Here is a 23,371-nt window from a genome sequence, read left to right as displayed (position 1 = left end):
GGGCGGCTTTCGCAACGTCGTTCGGCGAACCTTGATATTCTTGAATATTGCGTCGGATGGGTGATCGCTACCGCTCCCCGACCCCGGGTCCGCTGATCACCGCCCCATCGCTGAACCGCTGCACGAACACATTCAGCTTCGTCGGCCCGGACGCCTTGTCGCCCTCGCCCCAGACCTTGGGCGCCAGCCGCGCGGCGCGCCAGCGGATCACGTCGAACTGCAGCCGCGCCACCGGCACGGTCGCGGGCGCGGCGGCCTTGGCGATGGACCAGGCCTCGTCGGCCAGCAGCTCGGCCTGCACCCCGCGCGCCTGCACATACATGTCGCTGAAGTCGGGATGCACCCGCAGCCACTCATAGACCGTGCCCGTCACCGGCATGTCCGGGCCCGCGCAGATATCGACCAGGCTCTCGCCCGCCGCGATCCGCCGGCAGATCGCCTCGCCGATCTCCGTGGCGTAGAGGTCCGCGCGCCCCCAGTCGTGCTTGCGCCGCGCCTTGCGCGCCTCGATCAGCTCCGCATGGGCGCTGGCCGCCGCCCGCCGGGCCGCGCCGCGCGCCTCCCGCCGCTGCTCGGCGAAGTCGGGGTTCTCGTTCAGCCACCGGTGGATGGTCACCGCCCCCGGCATCGTCGGATCGCGCCCGATGGAGCGGATACTCTCTCCAGCCCCCACCCGCCGCGCGATCTCCGCCCCCAGCTCGGGCGTGTAACCGGCGACGCGAGCGGGCAGGGCGGTCATGGGCGACTCCTTGAGGGGCTGAGGGCGACCTTGAAGCATGCCGGATAGCGGCGAAATGTAAAGAACAAAGAGGGAACAATTCTCTTGCCGATCTCAAACTGAAGCGACATCATGACGATGATGTGCATGCGGAAGGAGAGGTCTATGACCGAACACGCTCGGTTCGCGGTCAGTGGCGTCAAGCCCATCACGTTTGCCGAAGCGCTTGAGGCGACAAAGGCCCGACGGCGTCACCTTTTACTTGGAAATGGCTTCAGCATCGGCGTTCACAGGGCCTTTGGCTACGGGAGCCTCTTCGAGGATGCAGTTGCTCGGGAGCCAAGTCTTCGCGACCTGTTTGCGCCCGGCGATCCGAATTTCGAAGTCGCCCTTGAGCGGTGTCTGGGCGTTTCTGATGCTGACCGACTGCGCGAGGGTCTGATTAGGGCTGTGGCGGCTGTTCATCCGGAACACTCGCTAAGCCTGACCGAGCAACAGTGCCTTAGTTGCCGGGACTTCCTTGAGCACTTTGTCGGCCGCAACCGATCGCCGCTGGGGACGCTGTTCACTACCAACTACGATATGTTGCTGCATTGGGTCCTGTCTCGCCAAGGGAAGAATCCCGGCACCAAGCAGCGTTCCCAGTTGAAGTGCTGGGATGGCTTTGATGCGCGTGGCGAGTGGAACCCGAACGCTGAGGCTCAGGCGTTTTATCTGCACGGCGCGGTGCACATTTACGAGCACGTCCAGCCGCGCTTTCCAGATCGCTCATATACGAAAATGCTTCGCTACGAGTGGGGACGTCCCCTGACTAAGCAGGTGGACGCGGAATTGAAGGAGGGGCGCTTCCCGGTCTTCATTGCTGAGGGCAACTCCCAGAAAAAGAGAGCGCGCCAACGACTAGAATATCTTGCGGCGGCAAGGGCCAAGTTCAGGACCGTTTGTCGGAAGGACCCCGGAGCCGTTCTGTTCACCTTTGGGCACAGCTTTGGGCAGAGCGACAACCATATCGCCGAGGAAATCGGGGCGGGCACGGTGCGCGAGGTTTTCATCGGGGTCTTCTTGGACGGGGACCGAGCGCGCGCGCAGCAGCTCGCGGCGACCTGGTCGGCCGCGCGAGTGCCGCCGGTGGGCCGCCAATCATCGTGCGTTCGTTCGATTCCGCTGAATGCGGCGTCTGGAGTGGCAAACGCTCTCAAGCGGCGTAACTGGCTCCACTATGTGGGTGAGATATACTAGCGCCCATCGGGGCGAGCCCCGCCACCGGCCCCGGACAGATCCCTCACGCCCCGACGGGCGCGGCGTCCTCGCAGGTGAAGACGATGGTCACCTCCACCCCTCCGCCGGGGGGCGAGGCGACGTCGATCGCCGCCTTGGCGTTCTGCAGCAGGGAGCGGACGATGAGGGCCGAGAGCTTGCCGGGCCTGGGCCAGGAGGCGCCCTCCGGCAGGCCCACCCCGTCGTCGGCGACGACCACGCGACAGCCGTCGCCCTCCGTGATGCATCGCAGGGTGATGGTCCCGCCCTCGCGTCCCACGAAGGCGTGCTTCAGCGCATTGGTCAGCAGCTCGTTGACCACCAGCCCGGTCGACATGGCCACGTCCAGGGAGACGGGCCAGGTGTCGACCTGCAAGTTCAGCCGGATGCCCTCCACCGCGTGGGCGCGCATCACCGCCGAGGCGATCTCGCTCAGATAGACCCCCAGGTCGACGGCGTCGTTCGGCCCGCCTTCGCCCAGAGAGCGATAGAGCAGGCCCAGCGCCTCCACCCGCCCGGCCAGGCGGTCGAAGCCTTCCCCGGTGGATCGGTCGGTGACCCCCTTGGCCTCCACCCGGATCAGGGCGGTGATCATCTGCAGATTGTTCTTCACCCGATGCTGCAGTTCGCGCAGCTGGGTGTCCTTCTCGCGCACCTGCTCGTGAAGCTCGTCCAGCACCGTGGCCGCCGATCCGGCCGTCTCCACCAGGGCGACCAGCCGGAACACCGGCGCGCCGTCGTCGTCCTCGATGACGTTGGACCAGGCGTCGACGGTCAGGGGATCGCCGTCGCGGGGCAGGGCGTAGGCGCCCACATAGTCGCGCTCGGCCGACACCGCCTCGCCCAGGGGCCGCGGCTCGCCGCTGGCGGCGTGGCCGGGCAGGGCGGCCCAGCGGCCGCCGACGATCTGATCGCCGGCCAGGCCGACCAGGCGCTCGAATTCCAGGTTGGTGTAGACGATGCGCTCACTGGGGTTCAGCTCGGCGACCGCGACGGCCACCGGGACCTGGTCGAGGAACTGCTTGAAGCGGTCGCTTTCCAGCGCCACGGCCAGGTCGGGGCTGTCCATCAGCCGCTCTACGCTCTCGGGGGGGGAATCGTTGGTCATCGGGGGTCCGCCGGCGGCAAGCACCCCGCACTTCGATGATCTGTAGGGCTTTTGTGCCCCACGTGCCAATCGGCGACCTGCGGCTGAATAGCCGAAAACGAGATAAAATGTCCTTGCAATGAGACAATCGTCTCATTAAGAGCCTGTGGTATCAGTTCAAACCATGGGAGGCGCGGTCGTGACGATCAGCCGAGAGCAGATGGACGCCAAGATGGACGAGCATTTCGGGTTCGAGGCCCGCGACGACGTGGAGGGCGTGCTGGCGACCCTGACCCACGACGTCGAGCACGACATCGTCGGCTGGCCCACGGGGCCGACCCTGGGCCGGGAGGGCGCGCGGCCGTTCTACGAGACGCTGTTCGGCGATCTGGCCGACGGCAGGATCGAGACGAAGAAGCGGCTCTATGGCGACGGCTTCATGGTCGACGATTCCTATTGGCGGGGCAGGGCGGTCGGCATGCCCTTCGGCCTGCAGGGTCGCGACCGTCCGCTGGAGTTCCGCCTGCTGCACGTGGTCGAGTTCGACGGCGGCGGCGACATCAGCCGGGAAAACGTCTGGCTCGACCTGGCGGCAATCATGCGCCAGCTGCCGCAGGACTAGGGATGCCGCACGCCGAGAAGCCGGGCCGCCCGAACCAGAAGCAGCGCACCCGCAAGGACCTGCTGGACGCCGCCGCCCGGTTGATGAATCAGGGCCGCAAGCCGGGCCTGGAGGAGATCGCCGAGGAGGCCCTGGTCTCGCGCGCCACGGCCTATCGCTATTTCCCCAGCGTCGAGGCCCTGCTGCTGGAGGCCGCCCTGCACGTGGCCCTCCCGCAGCCCGGCGAACTCTTCCCCGACGGCGCGCCCGCCGACCCGGTGGCGCGGCTCGACCGCGTCGAGGCCGCCATGCACGAGATGATTACGGCCAACGAGGCGCCGCTGCGGATGCTGCTGGCCAACACCCTGCAGGCCGGCCTCAAGGGCGACGCCGCCGCCGACCTGCCCGCCCGCCAGAACCGCCGCACCCCGCTGATCGAGGCGGCGCTGGCGCCCGCGCGCGACGAATTCGACCCCAAGGCCCTGGAGCTGCTCGCCCCGGCCCTGGCGCTGATCATCGGCACGGAGGCCATGGTGGTGTTCAAGGACGTCCTGCGCCTGGACGAGCGCCAGTCCCGCAAGGTCACCCGCTGGGCCATCCGCGCCCTGGTCGCCGCGGCGAAGGCGCCTGCTCCCCCACCAGCAGGCTGACCCCTCACCAGATGCTCCCCCTCTGGGGGAGCTGTCAGCGAAGCTGACCGAGGGGGACTTTGACTTGCTATTGTGGGCTTCAACCCCCTCCGTCACGTCGCCGAAGAGGGCGACGCGCCACCTCCCCCAAACCGCGCTCCGCGCTGGGGGAGGATCTAGGAGGCTTCCATCGCCTGACGGATCATCGCCACCGCATCGTCCACCTCATCGAGCACCCTCCACACGTCCAGATCGCACGATACAAGATGCTCCCCCTCTGGGGGAGCTGGCGGCGAAGCCGACTGAGGGGGCTTCATCTGGACCGGCGCTACTCCCGCAACAGCGGCAGGCTCAAGCCCGACACCGGACGCGCGCCGAGGATCTCGCGGCGGAAGCGGAACAGTTCGGCCGGGCGACCCCCGGTGTCGGCGTCGACCCGGCCCAGGCCCTCCACCAGGTCCGCGCGCTCCAGGGCCCGGCGGAAGTTCTGCTTGTGCAGCGGCACCCCGGCGATGGCCTCGACGGCCCGCTGAAGGGCCGACAGGGTGAAGGCCTCGGGCATCAGCTCGAACGCAACCGGGCGGTATTTCAGCTTGCCCCGCAGGCGCGAGAGCGCCGTGGCCAGGATGCGGCGGTGGTCGCTGATCATCGGTTCGCCGAGCGCCGCGGCCAGGTCGGGGGCGGGGAGGGCGGCGGCCTCCCCGCGGTCGCGGGCCGCCTCGGGCGCCAGGCCCGCCTCATAGAGCAGCTCGTAGCGCTCCAGCACCCGCTCCTCGTTCCAGGGCGCGCCGTCCAGCGCGAACAGCAGCCGCGCGCGGGACAGGCGTTCCGGGACGCCGTGCGCCCACTGGCGCAGGGCCGGCTCGATGCGGCCCAGCGCCTCGGGGCGGCCGTCGCGCCAGTCCTCATAGGGGAAGAACCGCGTCCAGCTGGCCCAGGCGGTGTCCGGCGCGGCGGTGTCCACCGCCTTGGGGGTGAGGGCCAGATAGCCCACAGACAGCACCCGCGCCGCCCCGGCGTCCTGGCCGTCGCCCATATTGGCCAGGGGCGCGTCGCGGCCCCGGTCGCCGAAGGTGTAGAGCTGCTCCACATAGCCCAGGTCGAAGCGGGTCTGGGCGGTCACGAAGGCGCGCAGGGCCAGTTCGAAGGTCCGATGTCCGCTGGGATCGAAGGGGCCGAAGGGCAGGCCGGCCAGCTGGCCGGGCGGGCGCACGGTCAGGACCACGGCGTCGCCGTCCTGGATGGCCACCACCACCGCCGAGAGCCCGATGACCATCACTAGTGGCGGACCGGGAAGTCGAACGGCCGGCCGATCCCGGCATATTCGTAGTCGCCCATGGCCTCCACCGCATCGACCATCCGGCCCCTGCGCGACAGCATGTCGTCGGCGATCGCCACGATGCGGCGGTTGGGATAGGCGTGGCGGGCGGCCCTGCGCATGGCCAGCGCGATGGTCCGCTCCGGGACGTCGGGGTTGCGCTCGCAGGCCAGGACGAAGGCGCTGGCGCTGGAGCGGCTGATCCCGGCCCAGCAGTGGACGATCATCGGGGCGCTCTCGTCCCAGGTGCGGCCGAAGGCCAGCAGGTCGGCCACCAGGCCCTCGTGCGGCAGGACCATGCCCTCCATCGGCTCGGCGATGTCGTTGACCCCCAGCCTCAGGTGCCGGTCGGCGAAGCCCGCCGGGGTCTCGATCATGCTGGCGGGGTCAAGCAGGGTGATCATGTGCGACGGGCGCCGCGCGGCGATGATCGCGGGAACCTCGGCCAGTCCGCATACGATGAGGGTCACGCGCGTCCTACTCCGTCTCGAAGGCCGCGGCGGGGGAGGTGGCGAATCCGGCCGCCTGCGACAGCACATTGTAGCGCTGAATGTAACGCGATTGCGCGACGGCGGCGCTCTGCGGCTCGATATGCAGGAGGTAGCCGTCCGGCGGGGCGTCGAAGAACTCCAGCGCCTCGGCGGCCGAGAACCCCGCCAGCTGCGTCGCCTCGAAAAACGCGCAGGCCCGGTCCGCCGTCTTGATCAATTTCTTGATATGAATCGGGGCCTTGGCCGGAATTCCGAACCGCACATGTATCGCCGTCTCCAGCCGCTCCTCGAAGGTCTTGTAGTCCACCCCCAGCGCCGCCTTGAACGGTGAAATCATGTCCCCGATCACATATTCCGAAGCATCATGCAGCAAGGCCGCCAGCCGCCATTTCGGCTCGAGGTCGGGCCGGATATGGGCGCAGATCTCCTCGACCACGACGGAGTGCTGGGCGACGGAAAAGGCATGCTCCCCCAAGGTCTGGCCGTTCCAGCGGGCCACCCGGGCCAGGCCGTGGGCGATGTCCTCGATCTCGATGTCCATCGGCGAGGGGTCCAGCAGGTCCAGCCGCCGTCCCGACAGCATGCGCTGCCAGGCGCGCGGTTGCCGCTCGAATCTACGCAGCCCTTTCCTCAACGACGCGTTCCTTCCACAGTGAAGGTCTGACCTGACCCAGGAGTTGCGCCATATCAAGGCGCGGAACGGGGTTAAGGTCCAGACAGGCGTGGACAGGGGACAGAGCATGAGTTGGGCGAGGATCATGGTTCCGCTTTCGGGCGGGGAAGGCGACAAGGCGGCGATCGCCGCGGGCGCCAAGCTGGCCGAACCTTTCGGCGCCGAACTCGCCTGCGTCTACACCCCGGCCGACGTGGCCGACGTCATGCCCTGGATGGGCGAGGGGTTCCTGGGCGGCGTCCAGACCACCGCCCTGGAGTCCCTGAAGGAGGCCGCCGCAGCCGGCGAGCGCAACGCGCGCGCGGCCATGGACACCATCACCTACGAAAAGCGCCGCTTCATCGCCCTGCAGACGCCGGTCTGGGCCGGGTTGTCGGCCGAGAGCCGGCTGTCGGACGTGGTGGTGTTCAACAACGACCCGTCCCGCGGGCGCGGGCCCCTGGCCGAGGCCTTCCAGCAGATGGTGGCCGACGAACAACGACCCGTGCTGATTGCCCGGGAGGGTTTCGCGGTCGGCGGCCCCGTGGCCGTGGCCTGGGACGGCGGCAAGGAAGCTTCGCGCGCCGCGCGCCTGGCGCTTCCAATGCTGGAAAAAGCATCTCGAGTGGTGATCCTGGCCGCGCCCAAGGCGACTTCGCGCAGCTTCGAGCCTGCACGGCTGCAGGCCTATTACGCCGCGCGCGGGGTGAAGGCCGACATCGACATCCTGCCCGACAGCGGCGACGCCGCCCCGCTGCTGCTCTACGCCGCCCGCAAGGCCGAGGCCCAGATCCTGGTCGCCGGCGCCTTCGGCCATCCGCGACTGCAGGAGTTTATTTTCGGCGGCACGACGCGCACTCTGCTGGCGTCCGACCAGCCGTCGCTTTTCCTGTCTCATTAGTAAGAGGTTCGAACATGTCCCTGTCGCGCATTGTGATGCGTCTTGCCCGCAATCCTGGCACCGAGTTCGCTGGCGGAGATGACCACAGGGGCTATGCCCTGACTGCGCCCCTAACCGCCGATGGGCTCCTGGACGCCGCGGCCTACGCCAAGTCGAAGGCCAATTGCGTGGTGCGGCGGTTTGCGCCGGACGAGGACGCCGTCGACGGCCGCCTGGCCCGCAAGGGCGCGCGCTGGTTTTTCGACTATGACGACGCCGACGAGGCCGACGATGAGCCCGTCCATCGGCTGGGCGAGCATCGCTTCGCGGTGGGCGAGTACGTGACCGTCACCGACGAGGACGGCCGGCCGCTGACCTACAAGGTCGTCGAGGTCCAGCCCGCAGGCTAGACGCCGCCGTTGCGGCGCACCAGGTCCTGGACATCGTGATAGATGTTGTCGCCGGACTCGGTGTCGACCTTCGACTTCACCCTGGCGATGGTGATCGGTCCGGTCTTTGGGCCGCCGGCTTCATAGCCGACATACCGGTAGCCGGAGGGCAGGTCCTTACCGGTGTAGATGAAGGTGGCGCGGACGCCGCGCTTCTCGCGCGACAGGGCTTGGCCCCGCAGGCGCACGTCGCGGAACATCCTGACCGTGGTGTCGTCGTCATTGGCGTCGATGTTGATCGGGCCGACCCGGACATTGGCTTCTTCGCCGCGGGTGTTGATGTGGATGCCCGGCAAGTCGACCCGGGTCACCTCGCCGTCGTCGGTGTCGACAGTTCCGACGCCCATGCCGCCAGCGCGGATGGTGACGCCGGCGTCGGCGGCGGCTTCGGCCTGGACGCGGGCGACCTCAGCGGCGACGCTGCCAAGTTGCGCCTTGGCGGCCTCCACCTCGGCCACGGCCGCGCCGATCTCTGCCCCGGTCTTCTTAGCCTCGGGCGAGAGCGGGCCCGGCGTACTGCGCAGTTCCTTCTCGATGGCCTCCAGGGTGGCGCTGACGTCGCCCTTCACCGCCACCAGTTCCAAGGTCACCTCAGCCCCGTCCGACGAACGATAGGCGCAGGTCTTGCCGTCGGCGCCGATGCTCACGCGGGTCAGGTCGCCCTCGGTCGTCGGGCAGGTCAGCTTGGCGATCGTGCGAGGTCCGTCCTGGCCGCAAGCGCTCAGGGCCAGGGCGGAAGCCGCGATCAGCAGGGTAGTCTTCATGGACGTCTCACTCCGGTCCGTTCGCCTGGGAACCTGACCGGAGCGTCTTGATTGGTCGAGTGAATTCGCCGTAACGGCTACTGTTGGCCCGGCCGCGAGCCCGCACCCTCGCGTCGCGCAAGGAAGGCGAGACGCTCGAACAGGTGGACGTCCTGCTCGTTCTTGAGCAGAGCGCCGTGCAGAGGCGGGATCAACTTGGTGGGATCACGCTCCTTCAGCGCGTTCTCGTCGATGTCCTCGACCATCAGCAGCTTCAACCAGTCGAGAAGCTCGGAGGTGGAGGGCTTTTTCTTCAGACCCGGCACCTTGCGCATGTCGTAGAAGATGCGCAGCGCCTCGGCGACCAGCTTCTGCTTGATGCCCGGAAAGTGGACCTCGACGATCTCGTTCATCGTCTCGGCTTCCGGGAAGCGGATGTAGTGGAAGAAGCAGCGGCGCAGGAAGGCGTCCGGCAGCTCCTTCTCGTTGTTGGAGGTGATGATCACGATCGGCCGGACCTCGGCCTTGATCGTCTCATTGGTCTCGTAGACGTAGAATTCCATCCGATCGAGCTCCTGGAGGAGGTCGTTGGGGAACTCGATGTCGGCTTTGTCGATCTCGTCGATCAGCAGGACGGGGCGCTTGTCGGAGGTGAAGGCCTCCCAGAGCTTGCCCTTCTTGATGTAGTTCTTGACGTCCTTGACCCGCTCGTCGCCAAGCTGGCTGTCGCGCAGTCGGGTGACGGCGTCGTATTCGTAGAGACCCTGATGGGCCTTGGTGGTCGACTTGATGTGCCAGGTGATCAGCTCGGCGTTCAGCGCCTTGGCGATCTCATAGGCCAGCACGGTCTTGCCGGTGCCCGGTTCGCCTTTGATCAGCAATGGCCGTTCCAGCGCCACTGCGGCGTTGACGGCGACCTTCAAATCCTCGGTGGCGACGTAATCTTTGGTGCCTTCAAAACGCTGGCTCATGCGGGGTCCCCAGGGGCGAGCGTAGAATGCGCCCGCTTTCGAACAAATGTTTCAACTGGGGACAAACTAAAGCCAGTCGCGCGACATTCAAGCGGCTTGAGTGTCACGGGCCATCGGTTGGTCGCAAAACGCCCCGTCGACACCTAGTTCTTGCGCGTCGAGTCCTGCGCAGATGCGGGGCGGCGGGCATAGCCCATGCGGTCGAGATCCTCGTCGCTGAGGCCCTTGGACTGGAAGTTGGTGAAGTCGTCCTCGCCGCCGCTGACCAGTTCTGCGTCCGCGACCTCCTCGAGGCCGTCGATGGAGTCGGGATCGACTCGATCCTCGTCGAAGGCGTCCCGCTCTTCGTCCTCGTCGCCGGCGGTGGCGCGATAGTGGAGTTCGTCGTCATCCTCGAGGTCGGCGTCCGTGAAGGCGTCCTCGTCGAATTCGTCGGCGTCGAGGGCCAGGGCCTCGTCCTCGTCGCGATCGCCCCGAGCGCTCGTGACGTCGAGCAGATCGGGCAGTTCCTCGAAGGTGCGCATCTCGTTGAGGCCTTCGTGGTCGTCGAGATTACTCTCGTCGTAGGTCTCTGCGCCGTCCTGTTCGTCGTAGCCGTCGCCGATCTCGGGTCCGGGCATCGGGTCGCTCCTTGGCCACGGGCGCCGCGTGACGCCCTCGACAGGACTAACCGTTCCACTGCGCCCGGCGTTCCCGCGCCGCGCGTCCGCGGGCTGACCTTCGGCCAGGCCTTCTGGTATAATGCGGCATTGCGTCACGTCCCCCGCAAGAGGTCGTTAACTCGCGCTCGGTAAGCGTGACGGGTCCGGGGTCGGAATCGATCCGGGACGGGGATCGAAACGAGCAACTCGCGTCGGTCCGACGCAGGTCAATTCGGGGGGACGGGCCTTGCCGCTTAAACTGTCGCTGAAGCCGGGCGAGAAGTTCGTGCTCAACGGCGCGGTCGTCCAGAACGGCGACCGACGCGGCGTGCTGATTCTCCAGAACAAGGCTTCGGTCCTTCGCGAGAAGGACATCATGCAGGAGGACGAGGTCACCTCGCCCGCCCGCCGGATCTATTTCCCGGTCATGATGATGTACCTCGATGAGGCCGGGGCCGAGCGCTACTACGACGAATTCGTGCGGCGGCTCACCGAGTTCATGGGGGTCATCAAGAACCCTCCGGTGCTGGCCGACTGCGTGAACATCTCCAAGCAATGCATGGCGCGTGAGTACTACAAGGCGCTCATGCTCTGCCGGAAGCTGATCGAGTACGAAGACGAAAGGTTGGGGAATGTCGCTTCGGGCGTACCAGCAGACCGCGGCTAGGGGCGAGTCCGGCCGCGAGCTGGAGTACCGGCTGTTCGGCCAAGTGACGCGCGCGCTTATGGAGGCCGCCGCGCTCGACCCCAGCGAGGTGTCGGCGCGCGCCGACGCCCTCGATTGGAACCGGCGCCTGTGGGCGACCCTGGCCGGCATCGTGGCCGAGCCCGAGAACGCGCTCCCGCCCGCCCTGAAGGCGCAGATCATCTCGATCAGCATCTGGGTCGGCAAGTACACCAGCATGGTGATCCGTCGCGAGGACGACGACATCCAGGCCCTGATCGACGTCAATCGGGCGATCATGCAGGGCCTCAGCGGCGCGGCCGCCGAAGCCGCCTGAGGCGTCCACGCATCGAGATATTCTGAGCGCCGGATCGGGTCCCGATCCGGCGTTTTCTTTTGCGGCGGCAGATACTGCCGAGACCGTCCGGCAGGCGCTGCCGATCGGCAAGGCCGCATGGCCAAGCTTGCGGCTCTTGGTCGGAAAGGCGAAAAAATAGTCAGTTAAATCAACGGAGTATGTGGCGGCTAAAGCGGCTGGGCTGGCCCGCGCCTTGCTACGGTTAACGGAGAGCGAAAATGCGCTCCACGGCCAAAACGGCCGCACACCTCCGACCAGAATGGAAGGGTACTAAAATGGCTATGAATTCCGTCAACACCAACGTGGGCGCGATGGTCGCCCTGCAAAACCTCAACGCGACGAATGCGGAGCTGTCGCAAGTCCAAACGCGGATCAATACGGGCAAGAAAGTCTCGTCCGCGAAAGAAAACGGAGCCATCTGGGCCATCGCGCAAAACCAACGCGCGACGTCCAGCTCGCTGAACGCCGTCCGTGACTCGCTGCAGCGTACTGCTTCGACGATCGACGTGGCCATGTCGGCGGGGGAATCGGTTTCGGACCTGCTCGTCCAGATGAAGGAGAAAGCGCTAGCGGCTTCTGACACGACCCTTGACGCCTCGTCGCGGACCGCCCTGAACGAAGACTTCAAGGCCCTGCGCGACCAGATCACCAAGGCGGTGAACAATGCCGAGTTCAACGGCGCGAACATGATCAAGACCGGTGGCGCGACGATGGCGGCTCTCGCCAACGCCGACGGCACCTCCAAGATCACGGTCGCGGCGCAGAGCCTGGCCCTCGGCGGCGCCAACGTCACTGTCGGCGCGGCGACCTCGATCGGCACCGTGACCACGGCCACGGCCATGATCGCGACGATCAAGACGTCGATCACCAACGTGTCTACCGCCCTGTCGAAGTTCGGCACCGGCTCCAAGTCGATTGCCGCGCACCTGGACTTCACCAACAAGCTCCAGGACTCGATCGACGCCGGCGTGGGTAACCTCGTCGACGCCGACCTGGCCAAGGAAAGCGCCAAGCTCCAGTCGCTGCAGACCAAGCAGCAGTTGGGTATCCAGGCGCTGTCCATCGCCAACCAGGGTTCGTCGCAAGTTCTTTCGCTCTTCCGCTAATGTCGCGGCGCCGGGCGGGCCTTCGGGCCCGCCCGGCGAGCTCTTTGAATCGCTGGGCGCCGTTTGCCGCATGAGGTCGGCAATTTCTGCCCGCGCCACGCCAGGCTAGGCAACTCTTGCCGGCCGAAAACGTCCCTAACAAGGGTATAACTTCGTCAAATCAATAAGTTGGATCGTTGCGATGGCGCACGCCTGTTGGCTTGTTCATTGCAGCGGTCGTTCCTGAGCAAAAAGCTCCCGGCAGTCAAAATGACGTCGGCGACCTGAGAAAAAGGAACGAATTGATGGGCAATTCCGTCAATACCAATGTCGGCGCCATGGTTGCGCTGCAGAACCTGAACAGCACCAATTCGGAGCTGCAGCAGGTTCAAGGCCGGATCAACACCGGCAAGAAAGTCTCCTCCGCCAAGGACAACGGCGCTATCTGGGCCATCGCGCAAAACCAACGCGCGACCTCCAGCTCGCTGAACGCCGTCCGTGACTCGCTGCAGCGTACTGCTTCGACGATCGACGTCGCCATGTCGGCGGGTGAATCCGTCTCCGACCTGCTCGTTCAAATGAAAGAGAAGGCCCTGGCGGCTTCTGACACGACCCTCGACGCCTCGTCGCGGACCGCCCTGAACGAAGACTTCAAGGCCCTGCGCGACCAGATCTCCAAGGCCGTGAACAACGCCGAGTTCAACGGCGCGAACATGATCAAGACCGGTGGCGCGACGATGGCGGCTCTCGCCAACGCCGATGGCACCTCCAAGATCACGGTCGCGGCGCAGAGCCTGGCCCTCGGTGGCGCCAATGTCACCGTCGGCGCGGCGGCCACGATCGGCACCGTGACCACGGCCACGGCCATGATCGCGACCATCAAGACCTCGATCACCAACGTGTCGACCGCCCTGTCGAAGTTCGGCACCGGCTCCAAGTCGATCGGTGCTCACCTGGACTTCACCAACAAGCTCCAGGACTCGATCGACGCCGGCGTGGGTAACCTCGTCGACGCCGACCTGGCCAAGGAAAGCGCCCGTCTGCAGTCGCTGCAAACCAAGCAGCAACTGGGGATCCAGGCCCTGTCCATCGCCAACCAGGGTTCGTCGCAGCTTCTCGGTCTCTTCCGATAGGACGCACGGCCGCGGGGCCTTCGCCCCGCGGTGACTGTGGGCGGCGGGGAGGGAGACCTTCCCGCCGCTTCGCGGTTCAACAGGGACGCCGAACGCCTCACCGGCGCCGGCGCACGGAGAAATGGAAAACAAACTTGCAGCCATCAACCCGGTAACCGATCCGACGCTCAACCAAGCGGCGGCCCGACGTCCCGCGCCCGATCGGGGCGCCGCGGCCAAGGACCCCGTCGAGATGGCGCCAGACGCGGCCGATCTGCGACTGGTCATCGAAGAGGGCGGCGGTTCGTACGTCTACAAGACGATCGACCGGCGCACCGGCGAAGTCGTCGCGCAGTTCCCCCGGGAGGAGATCCTGAGGATGCGCGAGGAGACCGATTACGAAGCAGGCGCAGTCATCAGCGCCAGCGCCTGATCCCCGACCGGCCCCACGCGCCGGTCCGCCAGACTTTCGAACCGCCCCGGGCAGACCGGTCGGCGGCCGCGGCCATTTGGGGCGTTAACTTTCTGGACACCATGATTCCATAGCTTCTCCCCCGGAAAGAGCCGTCCCCGGCGAGTCGCAAAACGCCGATTGGGGGACCGGTTCTAAAGGAGAGCAGGTCATGTCGATCAGCGTACATACCAATAAGTCGGCCCTGACCGCCCTTCAGAACCTCAACAAAACCAACGACCAGCTGGCCGACACCCAGAACCGGATCAACACCGGCTTGAAGATCGGCAATGCAAAGGACAACGCGTCGGTCTGGTCAATCGCCCAGGGCCAGCGCGCCGACATCGGCGCGCTCTCGGCGGTGACCATGAGCCTTAACCGCGCCCAGTCCATCGCCGAGGTCTCGATGTCAGCGGGCGAGTCGGTCTCCGACCTGCTGGTGCAGCTCAAGGAAAAGGTGGTCGCCGCGCAGGACACCTCGCTGGACGCCACCTCGCGCGGCGCGCTGAACGCCGACTTCAAGTCCATCCTGCGTCAGATCGGCCAGGTCGTCTCCAACTCGGAGTTCGACGGCGCCAACATCATGAACGGCTCGATCACCGGCAGCATCCGCTTCCTGGCCAACGCCGACGCCAATGCCTACATCACGCTTTCGACCCAGAACATGACCATGGGCGGCAGCATCATCACCATCGCATCGACAGCGTCGATCGGCACGGTGACCCTGGCCGCCGCGGCACTGGTGTCGCTCACCGCCTCGATGACCAACGTCAACCAGGCCCTCGGCAATCTCGGCGCCCAGGCCAAGCAGATCGAGGCGCACAATAAATTCGTCGGCAAGCTGCAGGACGTGCTGCAGGCCGGCGTGGGCAATCTGGTCGACGCCGACCTCGCCAAGGAGAGCGCGCGGCTCCAGGCCCTGCAGGTGCAGCAACAGCTCGGCGCCCAGGCGCTCTCCATCGCCAACCAGGCGCCGCAGATCGTCCTGCAGCTCTTCAAATAGGACGATCGCCAGCCACGGCGAGCAGGGCTCAGTCGATCATCCGAGCCTTTTACGACAAGGGATTCACCCTAGCTCTTAACCCCCCGTCAGTCCTTCCGGGGCCAAGGTCGGGTGGCGGGATTACGCCCGCGGGCGGCGGACCATGGCGATCAGCTTCGACACCAATCTGCTGACTAGCTACTACCAGGCTCGCTACGGCGGGACGGGGGCGTCGAACACGTCCGCGCTTCTGGGCAAGAAGTACGCGCCGACCGCCCCGTGGTCGATCATCAACACCAAGGTCGACGAGCAGATCTCCGAGGCGGTGAAGAGCGCCATGCTCGGCAAGAAGCTGGTGGACGAGAGCTCCGCCAAGCTCGACCTTCCGGGCGCCAGCGCGGACTACCGCAAGCTCTTCGCGCTCTATCAGGGACTAAGCACCCTGAACGGCGTGGCCGAGCGGATGAACGGCAAGAACCTGACCTCGATCGAGAAGAGCCGCATCCAGCAGGTATTCACCAAGGGCTTGGCCGAGGTCACCGCCTATGCCGACAGCGCCGAGTTCGATCAGATACGCCTGAACCGCGGCGAGCTGATGACCGTGGCGAAGACCAAGATCGGCGCCCTGGTCGCCAAGGACGAGTATCTCGGCGGCGTGGCCCTGCTGAAGGGCGACAGCTCCACTGTCGTTCCGGCCTTCTCCGGCGATGTCAAATTCACGATGTCTATCAAGCGCGTGAACGTGACTCATAACGTAGCGATCGACCTCAACGACATGGGGGCGACGCCGCGGACCCTGACCAACGTCCTGGCGCACATCAACGGCAAGCTGGCCGCCGACGGCTTGGAGACGCGCTTCGCCAGTCAGCGGATTCCCGGCGAACCGCGCACCATCACCGTGGGCGGCAAGCCGGTCACCATGCCAGCCACGCAGGATTCCTGGGCGCTCAAGGTGAAGGTCGACTCCGGCGAGACCGTCACCTTCGGCGCGCCGAGCACCGCGGGTTCCGTCTACGTGGCCCAGAGCGTCGGCGACCCCAATCCCGACGGCAAGACCACCACCAATGACGGCGTCACCCAGCGCCAACTGCTGAAATTCCAGACCGACACCGCCGGCGTTCCGACGCCGCCGCAGGACGACGGGGCCAACTGGGTCGACGGCCGCGCCTGGGCCGAGGACCTGGCCAAGTCGGTGCAGAACGTCCGCGCCACGACGGTCGGGCCGGATGGGGCGGTCTATGTCCTGGCCGACGTCGACGCCGCGGTCTCGGGCCAGGAGATCAAGGGCGCCAAGGACGTCGCCCTGATGAAGTACGATTCAGCGGGCAAGCTGCTCTACACCCGGACCCTCGGCGCGGCCGACCAGGCCAGCGGCATGGCCCTGGCCGTTTCGGCGGACGGCAAGATCGCCATCGCCGGCTCGGTGACCGGCGGGCTCGAGGGCGCGACCGACGGCCCGCTCAATTCCGGCGCCACCGGCAGTTTCGCCACCAATTCCGACAGTTTCGTCACCCTGTTCGACGCCGACGGCCAGGAGGTGTGGACCCAGCGTCGCGGCGCGCGCCAGGCCGACGAGGCGACCAATCTGGCCTTCGCCGCCGACGGCACGGTCTATGTCGCCGGGCGGTCCAAATCGACCATGCCGGGCACGACGGCGATCGGCGACTGGGACGGCTATATCGAAGCCTTCAAGGCCGACGTCACCGGCAAGGTCTCGACCGTGTTCACCCAGGCGTTCGGCTCCACCGGCGCCGACAAGCCCGCCGGCCTGGTGGTCGACGGGACATCGCTGGTGGTGGCCTCCAACGAAAACGGCCGCGCCGTGCTACGCCGCTTCGACGTCTCGACGGCGACGCCGTCGCTCACGGCCACGCGCGATCTCGGCGACCTGCAGGGCGGGGACCTGACGGGCCTCGGCATCGACGCCGGACAGGTCGTCGTCGCCGGCACCACCATGAACGGCGCGCTCTCGGCCGGAACCATCACGCGGGCCCTGTCGGGCGGGACCGACGCCTTCGCCGCGCGGCTCGACGCCAGCCTGGGCGCCAGCGGCGCCGACCGGCTGGCCTATTACGGCGGGACGGGCGACGACAAGGCCACATCCGTGGCGGTGGCGGGCGGCCAGGTCTGGATCGCGGGCTCGGCGGGGACCGACCTGCCCGGCCAGCCGGCGGTCGGCAAGAAGGACGGCTTCCTCACCCGGCTCGACCTGGACACCGGCGCCATCGACTGGTCGCGGCGGTTCACGGGCAAGGAGGGCTACGCGGCCCCTAGCGCCATCGCCATCGACACCCAGGGCTCCACGGTCCTGGACCGCCTGGGCCTGCCCAAGGGCACGCTGGACTTCACCGATTCCGCCCAGGTCAGCGCCTTCAGCTCGGTTCGCACGGGCGACCAGTTCCAGGTGCTGTCCGGCAGCGGCGCGAAGAAGACCATCACCATCGAGACCGGCGAAACCTTCACGACCCTGGCCACCAAGCTGAAGCGCGCGCTGGGCTTCAACGCCAAGGTCGAAACCGTGACGGTCGAGGGCGTGCGCCGGCTGCAGATCAAGCCGATGAACGACCGGTCCACCATCGAACTGTTTGAGGGCAAGACCGGCAAGGATGCACTCAGCCTGCTGGGCCTCACCGAGGGCATCATCCGCAACACCATCACCGAGGATGGCAAGACCCTCCCGTCCGACCGCAAGGCGATGATGTTCGGCCTGGGCCTGCCCACCGACCTGAATCTGAAGGACGCGGAACAGGTCAACCACACCCTGGCCGAACTGACCGCGGCCATGAATCAGGTTCGTGCGGCCTATAAGCACCTGCAGACCGCTTCGACGCCGCAGGCCGTGCTCGACGCCCAGAAAGCCGCCGCCGCGGCGTCCGGCGGCAAGGTCCCGACCTATCTGACCAACCAGATCGCCAACTACCAGGCCGCCCTGAACCGCCTTGGCGGTGGTTAGACGCCTTGAATCCTTCGCGGGCGCGGTCTAGCGAAGGTTCATGGATTTCCTGAACGACCGGCGGAGTCGACTCGTCGTGGCGGGCGGCGCGCTCGCCCTCGTGGCCGGCATCGGCATCGCCGCGGCCCTGATCTCCGGCGGCAAGGGCGAGAATGTCCCGCCGCCGCCAGCCTCGCAGGGCGGCCTGGTGGTGGAGACCGGCGCAGCCGACGACGGACGCCTCGATCCCGCCCGACCCCTGCGCTGCTACGTCGCCGGACAATATGTAGGCGAAGTGACCCTGGCCGACTGCGCCAAGCGCAACGGCGTGGCCACCGGCGCCCTGGACGTGGGTGTCGACGAGGCCGGAAACCTGGCCGCCGCCGACCAGGCCGGAACCATGCTGACCCCGCTGCCTCCCGTGGAGGATGCGCCGGCCGAGGCGCCGACCGCGACCCCCGCCGCGCCCGCGCCCGCCGCGACGCCGGCCGCGTCCGTTCCGGCCGGCGCGTGCTGGCGCTATGCCGACGGCGGCTGGCGCAAGCAGCCGGCCGACATGAGCCTGAACGCATGCGTGCAGATCCTGTTCGCCGGACGCTGCGAGCGTTCGGGCGGCGCCACCTATGGACGCTGGATGCAGCAGACCCTGCGCCTGGTCCCGGGAAGGGTGGAGGTGTCGGGCGACAACCGCAGCTTCCGGCCCTTGGCCAGCCAGGCCGAGAACTGTTCGATCTCCCCCGTGGGCTGACGCCTTCGGGTCGCCGCAATCGCCGCTATAGGCTTGACCATGCTTCGCACCGCCCTGATCGCCGGCCTCTCCGTCCTAGCCCTCGCCGCCTGCGCCAAGAAGACCCTGCCGCCTGGTGGCGAAGGCATCTGCTGGCATGTGGGGCAGGGGAAGGACGGCAAGCTCAAGTACAACAAGCTGGCCACCGGCGTGGCCGACCTGGAACACTGCGCCGCGGCGTTGGAGACCATGCGGCTGAAGTTCCTGCGCATGGGCGGCTCGAACCGCGAGGTCGCCGGCGCCTTCAAGGGCAATTTCATCTTCGTCGAGCGGAACGGGATATTCACGGCGCCGACGATGGAATCGCATCGCTATCTGGCTCTGGTGCGCACGGGCGACGGCCGCCTGGCCATCCCGGGCGCCATGCCCCAGCGGCCCCCTGGCCAGTAGGCGCGGCGTTCCGGCGCAGCAGACACCTGTGGACGAAGCTGCGCAAGGTGAGAACAAAGGCGGAACATTAACTTGATCCGCTGAGCACCCTCCGCTAGCGTCCGGGCCGAGCGCGAGCGCGCAAGCACGGAAAGCAAGGGACACTCACATGGCGGGCAGCGTCAACAAGGTCATTCTCGTCGGCAATCTGGGCGCCGACCCCGAGATCCGCAGCCTCACCTCGGGGGACCGCGTCGCCAATCTGCGCGTCGCCACTTCGGAAACCTGGCGCGACAAGTCTTCGGGCGAGCGCAAGGAAAAGACCGAGTGGCACCGGGTGGTGATCTTCAACGACAACCTAGTCAAGGTCGCCGAACAGTACCTGCGTAAGGGCTCCAAGGTCTACATCGAGGGCTCGATCCAGACCCGCAAGTGGACCGATCAGTCGGGCGTGGAGAAATTCTCCACCGAGATCGTGCTGCAGAAGTTCCGCGGGGAACTGACCATGCTCGACGGCCGCGGCGACAGCGAGGGCGCGAGCTCCGGCGGCGACTATGGCGGAGCGAGCAGTGGCGGTGGCGGGTTCGGCGGCGGCGGCCAGCGCCGCCCGGCCTCCGGTCCCCGCGAGGACTTCTCGGCCGACCTGGACGACGAAATTCCGTTCTAGGGGGACCACCCCTCGGGACAGGACGTGGCCGGTTTCCTTTGGGGGACCGGCCATTTCGTTTGGCCGACCCCGTCCGGCCCCCTTGCCCATCACCCCGCCGGGATGACCCCGCAGGCGATGCGCGCGCCGGCTCCGCCGATAGGCTGGGCCTTGTGATCGTCGGGATTGGCGTGGATCACCAGGGCCGAGCCATCCTTGTCGGCCAGGGCTTCCCGAGCCGCCGTCGACCCCAGGGACACATAGGTCGAGAACACCTCCGCCTGGCCGCTGCCGTCGGGGGCGACGAAGATGTTGGGCAGATCCCCGGCCTCGTTGGCGTCGGGGTTCAGCAGGCCGTGGACCATGGTCGCCTTGCCGTGCACGTGACCGCCCGCCGAGGTGAAGTCTGCCTTCGAGCAATCGCCCTTCTCGTGAAAATGCAGGCCGTGCCAGCCGGGGGCGACGCCCTTGAGCTCAATCCGCGCCAGGACGCCGTTCGGAGCCTGGGCCAGGCTCGCCGTCCCGACCGAGGCGCCGCTGGAATTCCTCAATTCGATCCGCAGGTTGGCCGGTTCGTCGGCCGCCCATGCCGCAGTTGCGAAAAGGGTGGCAATCGTGGCGGCGAGGGCATATCTCATGGGGCGTTCGACCTGGGTTCGGGTGGTGACGGAAGTTGGCCTTCGCGGCCTGCGGATGATAACTACTGAACTCTGTTTTGTGTCCGATTCTAACCGGCTAAATCCTCTCCTTGACCGACGAAACCCATACCCCGCCGGATGACGGGCGGCGCGGGGGCATCGCCCCTATCGCCATCGAAGATGAGCTGAAGCGCTCATATCTCGACTACGCCATGAGCGTGATCGTCAGCCGCGCCCTGCCGGACGCGCGCGACGGCCTCAAGCCCGTGCACCGCCGCATCCTGTTCTCGATGAACGAGCAGGGACATACGCCCGACCGGGCCTATGTGAAGTCCGCGCGCGTGGTCGGGGACGTGATGGGTAAGTACCATCCGCACGGCGACGCCTCGATCTACTTCACCATGGTGCGGATGGCCCAGCCGTTCTCCATGGGACTGCTGCTGATCGACGGCCAGGGCAACTTCGGCTCGGTGGACAACGATCCGCCGGCGGCCATGCGTTACACTGAAAGCCGCATGACCAAGGCCGCGATGATGATCGTGGCCGACCTCGACAAGGACACGGTCGACTTCAAGGACAACTACGACGGCTCGGAAAGCGAGCCCGTGGTCCTTCCGTCGCGCATCCCCAACCTGCTGGTCAACGGCGCGGGCGGCATCGCCGTCGGCATGGCCACCAATATCCCTCCCCACAACCTGGGCGAGATCGTCGACGCCTGCCTGGCCTATGTGGACGATCCTGCCGTCACCCTGGACGCCCTGCTGGATATCGTGCCGGGCCCCGACTTCCCCACCGGTGGCGAGATCATCGGTCGCACGGGCGCGCGCACGGCGCTGGCGACCGGCCGCGGCTCGGTGATCATGCGCGGCAAGGCGGCCATCGAGACGGTCCGCAAAGATCGCGAAGCCATTGTCATCACCCAGATCCCGTATCAGGTGAACAAGGCCGCCATGGTCGAGCGGATCGCCGAACTGGTGCGCGAGAAGCGCATCGAGGGCGTGGCCGACCTGCGCGACGAGAGCGACCGCGACGGCATGCGCGTCGTCATCGAGATGAAGCGCGACGCCTCGCCGGACGTGGTGCTGAACCAACTCTATCGCTACACCCCGCTGCAGAGCTCCTTCGCCGTCAACATGCTGGCGCTGGACCGCGGGCGCCCGCGTGAAATGCACCTGCGCGACCTGGTCGTGGCCTTCGTCGACTTCCGCGAGGAAGTGGTCGTCCGCCGGGTGAAGTTCGAGCTCTCCAAGGCCCGCGACCGCGGCCATGTGTTGGTGGGCCTGGCCATCGCCGTGGCCAATATCGACGAGTTCATCCACATCATCCGCTCGTCCAAGGACCCGGCCGAGGCGCGCGAGCGCCTGGTGGCCAAGGACTGGCCGGCGGGCGACATGCTGCCCCTGGTCGAGCTGATCGCCGATCCGCGCACCCTGGTCATCGACGGCAACAAGATCCGGCTGACCGAGGAACAGGCACGCGCCATCCTGGCGTTGACCCTGTCGCGCCTGACCGGCCTCGGCCGCGACGAGATCTTCGGCGAGGCCCGCGAACTGGCCGACGCCATCCAGGGCCACCTGACCACTCTGTCGTCGCGCGAAAACGTCATGGCCATTGTCCGCGAGGAGCTGGTCGCCGTGCGAGACGCCTTCGCCGTGCCGCGCCGCACCGAAATCGTCGACGGCGACGCCGACGTTGAGGACGAGGACCTGATCGTCCGCGAGGAGATGGTGATCACCGTCACCCACGGCGGCTATGTGAAGCGCACGCCGCTGACCACCTATCGGACCCAGCATCGCGGCGGCAAGGGCCGCTCGGGCATGTCGACCAAGGACGAGGATGCGGTCACCCGCGTGTTCTCAGCCTCGACTCACACGCCGATGCTGTTCTTCTCGTCCGGCGGCAAGGTCTATCAGCTCAAGGTTTGGCGTCTGCCGGTGGGCACGCCGACCTCGCGCGGCAAGGCCTTCGTCAACCTGCTGCCCATCGAACCCGGTGAAAGCATCACCTCGATCCTGCCGTTGCCCGAGGACGAAGCGACCTGGGACCAATACGACGTCATGTTCTCGACCCGGTCGGGCGGCGTGCGGCGTAACAAGCTCAGCGACTTCCAGGGCATCCGGCGCAACGGCAAGATCGCCATGAAGCTGGACGACGGCGACTCCATCATCGGGGTCGGCCTGTGCAACGCCGCGCAGAACGACATCCTGCTGACCACGGCGCTAGGCCGCTGCATCCGCTTCGCCACGGAAGAGGTGCGGGTCTTCGCCGGTCGTGACTCCACCGGCGTTCGCGGCATTCGCCTGGCGGAGGGCGACAGCGTCATCTCCATGGCCATCCTGCGCTCGGTGGACGCCACGCCGGCCGAGCGGGCGGCTTACGTGAAGCATTCCAACGCCATGCGGCGGGCTGCCGGCGAGGACGGGGCCGAGCCCGAGGAGGCGCCGGCGCCGGACGAGGACGAGGCTGATGTCGATCTGGCGGCGCTGAGCCCCGAACGCATCGCCGAACTGGGCGGGGCCGAGGAGGTGATCCTCACCGTCTCCACCGAAGGCTTCGGCAAGCGCACCTCGGCCTATGAGTTCCGCCGCACCGGACGGGGCGGGCAGGGGCTCCTGGCCCAGGACCTGACCAAGAAGGGCGGCCGGCTCGCCGCCTCCTTCCCGGTGGAGGAGTTCGACGAGATCCTGCTGGTCACCGACCAGGGCCAGCTGATCCGCACGCCGGTCAGCCAGGTCCGCATGGTCGGACGCAACACGTCGGGCGTGACCATCTTCCGCACCGCGGCGGACGAGCACGTGGTGTCGGTCGAGCGCCTGGCCGACCAGGGCGGCGACGATGCCGAGCCGGACACCGATCCAGAAACCGGGCCCGAGTCTGGGCCCGAGGCCGACGATACCGCCGAATAGAATG

General features: G+C 67.0%; 25 protein-coding genes. 16 read left to right on the top strand and 9 right to left on the bottom strand.

Going from position 1 to position 23,371, the window contains the following annotated elements; translation table 11 throughout:
- Positions 1 to 67: 67 nt before the first annotated feature.
- A complete protein-coding gene (locus M9M90_RS12245) occupies positions 68 to 739 on the bottom strand; it encodes a hypothetical protein (protein ID WP_254833515.1) in 672 nt (223 codons plus the stop codon).
- 144 nt (positions 740 to 883) lie between these two features.
- Here M9M90_RS12245 and M9M90_RS12240 point away from each other — a divergent pair, with 144 nt between their 5' ends.
- Positions 884 to 1,957 (top strand): DUF4917 family protein, encoded by a 1,074-nt coding sequence (locus M9M90_RS12240; protein ID WP_254833514.1) that lies wholly within the window; start codon positions 884 to 886, stop codon positions 1,955 to 1,957.
- Between the two features lie 43 nt (positions 1,958 to 2,000).
- Here M9M90_RS12240 and M9M90_RS12235 read toward each other — a convergent pair whose 3' ends face one another.
- Positions 2,001 to 3,083: a sensor histidine kinase gene (locus M9M90_RS12235; RefSeq protein ID WP_254833513.1), complete on the bottom strand. Its 1,083-nt coding sequence runs from the start codon at positions 3,081 to 3,083 to the stop codon at positions 2,001 to 2,003.
- A gap of 178 nt (positions 3,084 to 3,261) precedes the next feature.
- Between M9M90_RS12235 and M9M90_RS12230 the strand changes: the two genes are divergently transcribed.
- Together M9M90_RS12230 and M9M90_RS12225 are read left to right on the top strand one after the other, a co-directional pair.
- Entirely contained in the window at positions 3,262 to 3,684 is a 423-nt protein-coding gene (locus M9M90_RS12230) for an ester cyclase (protein WP_254833512.1), read from the top strand.
- A 2-nt stretch (positions 3,685 to 3,686) separates the two neighbouring features.
- Entirely contained in the window at positions 3,687 to 4,313 is a 627-nt protein-coding gene (locus M9M90_RS12225) for a TetR/AcrR family transcriptional regulator (protein WP_254833511.1), read from the top strand.
- Positions 4,314 to 4,620: 307 nt separating this feature from the next.
- Here the strand turns inward: M9M90_RS12225 and M9M90_RS12220 are convergent, their stop codons facing one another.
- Genes M9M90_RS12220 through M9M90_RS12210 form a run of 3 tightly spaced genes read right to left on the bottom strand, consistent with a single transcriptional unit; the run spans position 4,621 to position 6,735 of the window.
- Complete coding sequence (locus M9M90_RS12220; protein ID WP_254833510.1) at positions 4,621 to 5,568, bottom strand: NAD regulator; 948 nt, start codon at positions 5,566 to 5,568, stop codon at positions 4,621 to 4,623.
- Positions 5,569 to 5,570: 2 nt separating this feature from the next.
- Positions 5,571 to 6,080, bottom strand: a complete 510-nt coding sequence (locus M9M90_RS12215; RefSeq protein ID WP_254833509.1) for a tyrosine phosphatase family protein — start codon at positions 6,078 to 6,080, stop codon at positions 5,571 to 5,573.
- A 7-nt stretch (positions 6,081 to 6,087) separates the two neighbouring features.
- A complete protein-coding gene (locus tag M9M90_RS12210; protein ID WP_371876847.1) occupies positions 6,088 to 6,735 on the bottom strand; it encodes a YfbR-like 5'-deoxynucleotidase in 648 nt (215 codons plus the stop codon).
- A gap of 106 nt (positions 6,736 to 6,841) precedes the next feature.
- Here M9M90_RS12210 and M9M90_RS12205 point away from each other — a divergent pair, with 106 nt between their 5' ends.
- Together M9M90_RS12205 and M9M90_RS12200 are read left to right on the top strand one after the other, a co-directional pair.
- Positions 6,842 to 7,654: a universal stress protein gene (locus M9M90_RS12205; protein WP_254833508.1), complete on the top strand. Its 813-nt coding sequence runs from the start codon at positions 6,842 to 6,844 to the stop codon at positions 7,652 to 7,654.
- Between the two features lie 14 nt (positions 7,655 to 7,668).
- Complete coding sequence (locus tag M9M90_RS12200) at positions 7,669 to 8,043, top strand: hypothetical protein (protein WP_254833507.1); 375 nt, start codon at positions 7,669 to 7,671, stop codon at positions 8,041 to 8,043.
- Here the strand turns inward: M9M90_RS12200 and M9M90_RS12195 are convergent.
- The 3 genes from M9M90_RS12195 to M9M90_RS12185 all read right to left on the bottom strand — a co-directional run bounded on the left by M9M90_RS12195 (position 8,040) and on the right by M9M90_RS12185 (position 10,416).
- Positions 8,040 to 8,846, bottom strand: coding sequence for a hypothetical protein (locus tag M9M90_RS12195; protein ID WP_254833506.1), 807 nt, complete (start codon positions 8,844 to 8,846; stop codon positions 8,040 to 8,042). The two genes, M9M90_RS12200 and M9M90_RS12195, sit on opposite strands and share 4 nt — an antisense overlap.
- A 77-nt stretch (positions 8,847 to 8,923) precedes the next feature.
- Positions 8,924 to 9,796, bottom strand: coding sequence for a MoxR family ATPase (locus tag M9M90_RS12190; RefSeq protein ID WP_254833505.1), 873 nt, complete (start codon positions 9,794 to 9,796; stop codon positions 8,924 to 8,926).
- 143 nt (positions 9,797 to 9,939) lie between these two features.
- Positions 9,940 to 10,416: a primosomal protein gene (locus M9M90_RS12185; RefSeq protein ID WP_254833504.1), complete on the bottom strand. Its 477-nt coding sequence runs from the start codon at positions 10,414 to 10,416 to the stop codon at positions 9,940 to 9,942.
- Positions 10,417 to 10,684: 268 nt separating this feature from the next.
- Here M9M90_RS12185 and flbT point away from each other — a divergent pair, with 268 nt between their 5' ends.
- From flbT to ssb, 10 genes are all read left to right on the top strand, one after another.
- Positions 10,685 to 11,104 (top strand): flagellar biosynthesis repressor FlbT, encoded by a 420-nt coding sequence (gene flbT / locus M9M90_RS12180; protein ID WP_254833503.1) that lies wholly within the window; start codon positions 10,685 to 10,687, stop codon positions 11,102 to 11,104.
- Positions 11,070 to 11,438 (top strand): flagellar biosynthesis regulator FlaF, encoded by a 369-nt coding sequence (gene flaF, locus M9M90_RS12175; RefSeq protein ID WP_254833502.1) that lies wholly within the window; start codon positions 11,070 to 11,072, stop codon positions 11,436 to 11,438. The genes flbT and flaF overlap by 35 nt, the downstream gene beginning before the upstream one ends.
- Positions 11,439 to 11,734: 296 nt before the next feature.
- Positions 11,735 to 12,565 carry a flagellin gene (locus M9M90_RS12170; protein WP_254833501.1) on the top strand — a complete coding sequence of 277 codons (831 nt, stop codon included), beginning with the start codon at positions 11,735 to 11,737 and terminating at the stop codon, positions 12,563 to 12,565.
- Between the two features lie 284 nt (positions 12,566 to 12,849).
- Positions 12,850 to 13,677, top strand: coding sequence for a flagellin (locus tag M9M90_RS12165; RefSeq protein WP_254837119.1), 828 nt, complete (start codon positions 12,850 to 12,852; stop codon positions 13,675 to 13,677).
- Positions 13,678 to 13,798: 121 nt separating this feature from the next.
- Positions 13,799 to 14,089: a flagellar protein FlaG gene (locus tag M9M90_RS12160; protein WP_254833500.1), complete on the top strand. Its 291-nt coding sequence runs from the start codon at positions 13,799 to 13,801 to the stop codon at positions 14,087 to 14,089.
- A 190-nt stretch (positions 14,090 to 14,279) separates the two neighbouring features.
- Positions 14,280 to 15,110: a flagellin gene (locus tag M9M90_RS12155; RefSeq protein ID WP_254833499.1), complete on the top strand. Its 831-nt coding sequence runs from the start codon at positions 14,280 to 14,282 to the stop codon at positions 15,108 to 15,110.
- Positions 15,111 to 15,252: 142 nt separating this feature from the next.
- Complete coding sequence (locus M9M90_RS12150; protein ID WP_254833498.1) at positions 15,253 to 18,042, top strand: hypothetical protein; 2,790 nt, start codon at positions 15,253 to 15,255, stop codon at positions 18,040 to 18,042.
- Between the two features lie 40 nt (positions 18,043 to 18,082).
- Complete coding sequence (locus tag M9M90_RS12145) at positions 18,083 to 18,769, top strand: hypothetical protein (protein WP_254833497.1); 687 nt, start codon at positions 18,083 to 18,085, stop codon at positions 18,767 to 18,769.
- Between the two features lie 39 nt (positions 18,770 to 18,808).
- Complete coding sequence (locus M9M90_RS12140; protein ID WP_254833496.1) at positions 18,809 to 19,198, top strand: hypothetical protein; 390 nt, start codon at positions 18,809 to 18,811, stop codon at positions 19,196 to 19,198.
- 148 nt (positions 19,199 to 19,346) lie between these two features.
- Positions 19,347 to 19,844 (top strand): single-stranded DNA-binding protein, encoded by a 498-nt coding sequence (gene ssb, locus M9M90_RS12135; RefSeq protein WP_254833495.1) that lies wholly within the window; start codon positions 19,347 to 19,349, stop codon positions 19,842 to 19,844.
- Positions 19,845 to 19,933: 89 nt separating this feature from the next.
- Here the strand turns inward: ssb and M9M90_RS12130 are convergent, their stop codons facing one another.
- Positions 19,934 to 20,461 carry a superoxide dismutase family protein gene (locus tag M9M90_RS12130; protein WP_371876846.1) on the bottom strand — a complete coding sequence of 176 codons (528 nt, stop codon included), beginning with the start codon at positions 20,459 to 20,461 and terminating at the stop codon, positions 19,934 to 19,936.
- Between the two features lie 110 nt (positions 20,462 to 20,571).
- Here M9M90_RS12130 and gyrA point away from each other — a divergent pair, with 110 nt between their 5' ends.
- Complete coding sequence (gene gyrA, locus M9M90_RS12125; protein WP_254833494.1) at positions 20,572 to 23,367, top strand: DNA gyrase subunit A; 2,796 nt, start codon at positions 20,572 to 20,574, stop codon at positions 23,365 to 23,367.
- Positions 23,368 to 23,371: the final 4 nt, after the last annotated feature.

The organism is Phenylobacterium sp. LH3H17, from assembly GCF_024298925.1.
Lineage (GTDB): Bacteria > Pseudomonadota > Alphaproteobacteria > Caulobacterales > Caulobacteraceae > Phenylobacterium.
The sequence above is the reverse complement of the archived record's forward strand: the minus strand, read 5'-3'. Positions and strand labels throughout refer to the sequence as shown.

Bases quoted from the DNA above. Each gene is read 5' to 3' on its own strand.
- M9M90_RS12245 (WP_254833515.1), bottom strand. From the start codon at position 739: ATGACCGCCCTGCCCGCTCGCGTCGCCGGTTACACGCCCGAGCTGGGG.
- M9M90_RS12240 (WP_254833514.1), top strand. From the start codon at position 884: ATGACCGAACACGCTCGGTTCGCGGTCAGTGGCGTCAAGCCCATCACG.
- M9M90_RS12235 (WP_254833513.1), bottom strand. From the start codon at position 3,083: ATGACCAACGATTCCCCCCCCGAGAGCGTAGAGCGGCTGATGGACAGC.
- M9M90_RS12225 (WP_254833511.1), top strand. From the start codon at position 3,687: ATGCCGCACGCCGAGAAGCCGGGCCGCCCGAACCAGAAGCAGCGCACC.
- M9M90_RS12220 (WP_254833510.1), bottom strand. From the start codon at position 5,568: ATGGTCATCGGGCTCTCGGCGGTGGTGGTGGCCATCCAGGACGGCGAC.
- M9M90_RS12205 (WP_254833508.1), top strand. From the start codon at position 6,842: ATGAGTTGGGCGAGGATCATGGTTCCGCTTTCGGGCGGGGAAGGCGAC.
- M9M90_RS12200 (WP_254833507.1), top strand. From the start codon at position 7,669: ATGTCCCTGTCGCGCATTGTGATGCGTCTTGCCCGCAATCCTGGCACC.
- M9M90_RS12195 (WP_254833506.1), bottom strand. From the start codon at position 8,846: ATGAAGACTACCCTGCTGATCGCGGCTTCCGCCCTGGCCCTGAGCGCT.
- M9M90_RS12190 (WP_254833505.1), bottom strand. From the start codon at position 9,796: ATGAGCCAGCGTTTTGAAGGCACCAAAGATTACGTCGCCACCGAGGAT.
- M9M90_RS12185 (WP_254833504.1), bottom strand. From the start codon at position 10,416: ATGCCCGGACCCGAGATCGGCGACGGCTACGACGAACAGGACGGCGCA.
- flaF (WP_254833502.1), top strand. From the start codon at position 11,070: ATGTCGCTTCGGGCGTACCAGCAGACCGCGGCTAGGGGCGAGTCCGGC.
- M9M90_RS12170 (WP_254833501.1), top strand. From the start codon at position 11,735: ATGGCTATGAATTCCGTCAACACCAACGTGGGCGCGATGGTCGCCCTG.
- M9M90_RS12165 (WP_254837119.1), top strand. From the start codon at position 12,850: ATGGGCAATTCCGTCAATACCAATGTCGGCGCCATGGTTGCGCTGCAG.
- M9M90_RS12160 (WP_254833500.1), top strand. From the start codon at position 13,799: ATGGAAAACAAACTTGCAGCCATCAACCCGGTAACCGATCCGACGCTC.
- M9M90_RS12155 (WP_254833499.1), top strand. From the start codon at position 14,280: ATGTCGATCAGCGTACATACCAATAAGTCGGCCCTGACCGCCCTTCAG.
- M9M90_RS12150 (WP_254833498.1), top strand. From the start codon at position 15,253: ATGGCGATCAGCTTCGACACCAATCTGCTGACTAGCTACTACCAGGCT.
- M9M90_RS12145 (WP_254833497.1), top strand. From the start codon at position 18,083: ATGGATTTCCTGAACGACCGGCGGAGTCGACTCGTCGTGGCGGGCGGC.
- M9M90_RS12140 (WP_254833496.1), top strand. From the start codon at position 18,809: ATGCTTCGCACCGCCCTGATCGCCGGCCTCTCCGTCCTAGCCCTCGCC.
- ssb (WP_254833495.1), top strand. From the start codon at position 19,347: ATGGCGGGCAGCGTCAACAAGGTCATTCTCGTCGGCAATCTGGGCGCC.
- M9M90_RS12130 (WP_371876846.1), bottom strand. From the start codon at position 20,461: ATGAGATATGCCCTCGCCGCCACGATTGCCACCCTTTTCGCAACTGCG.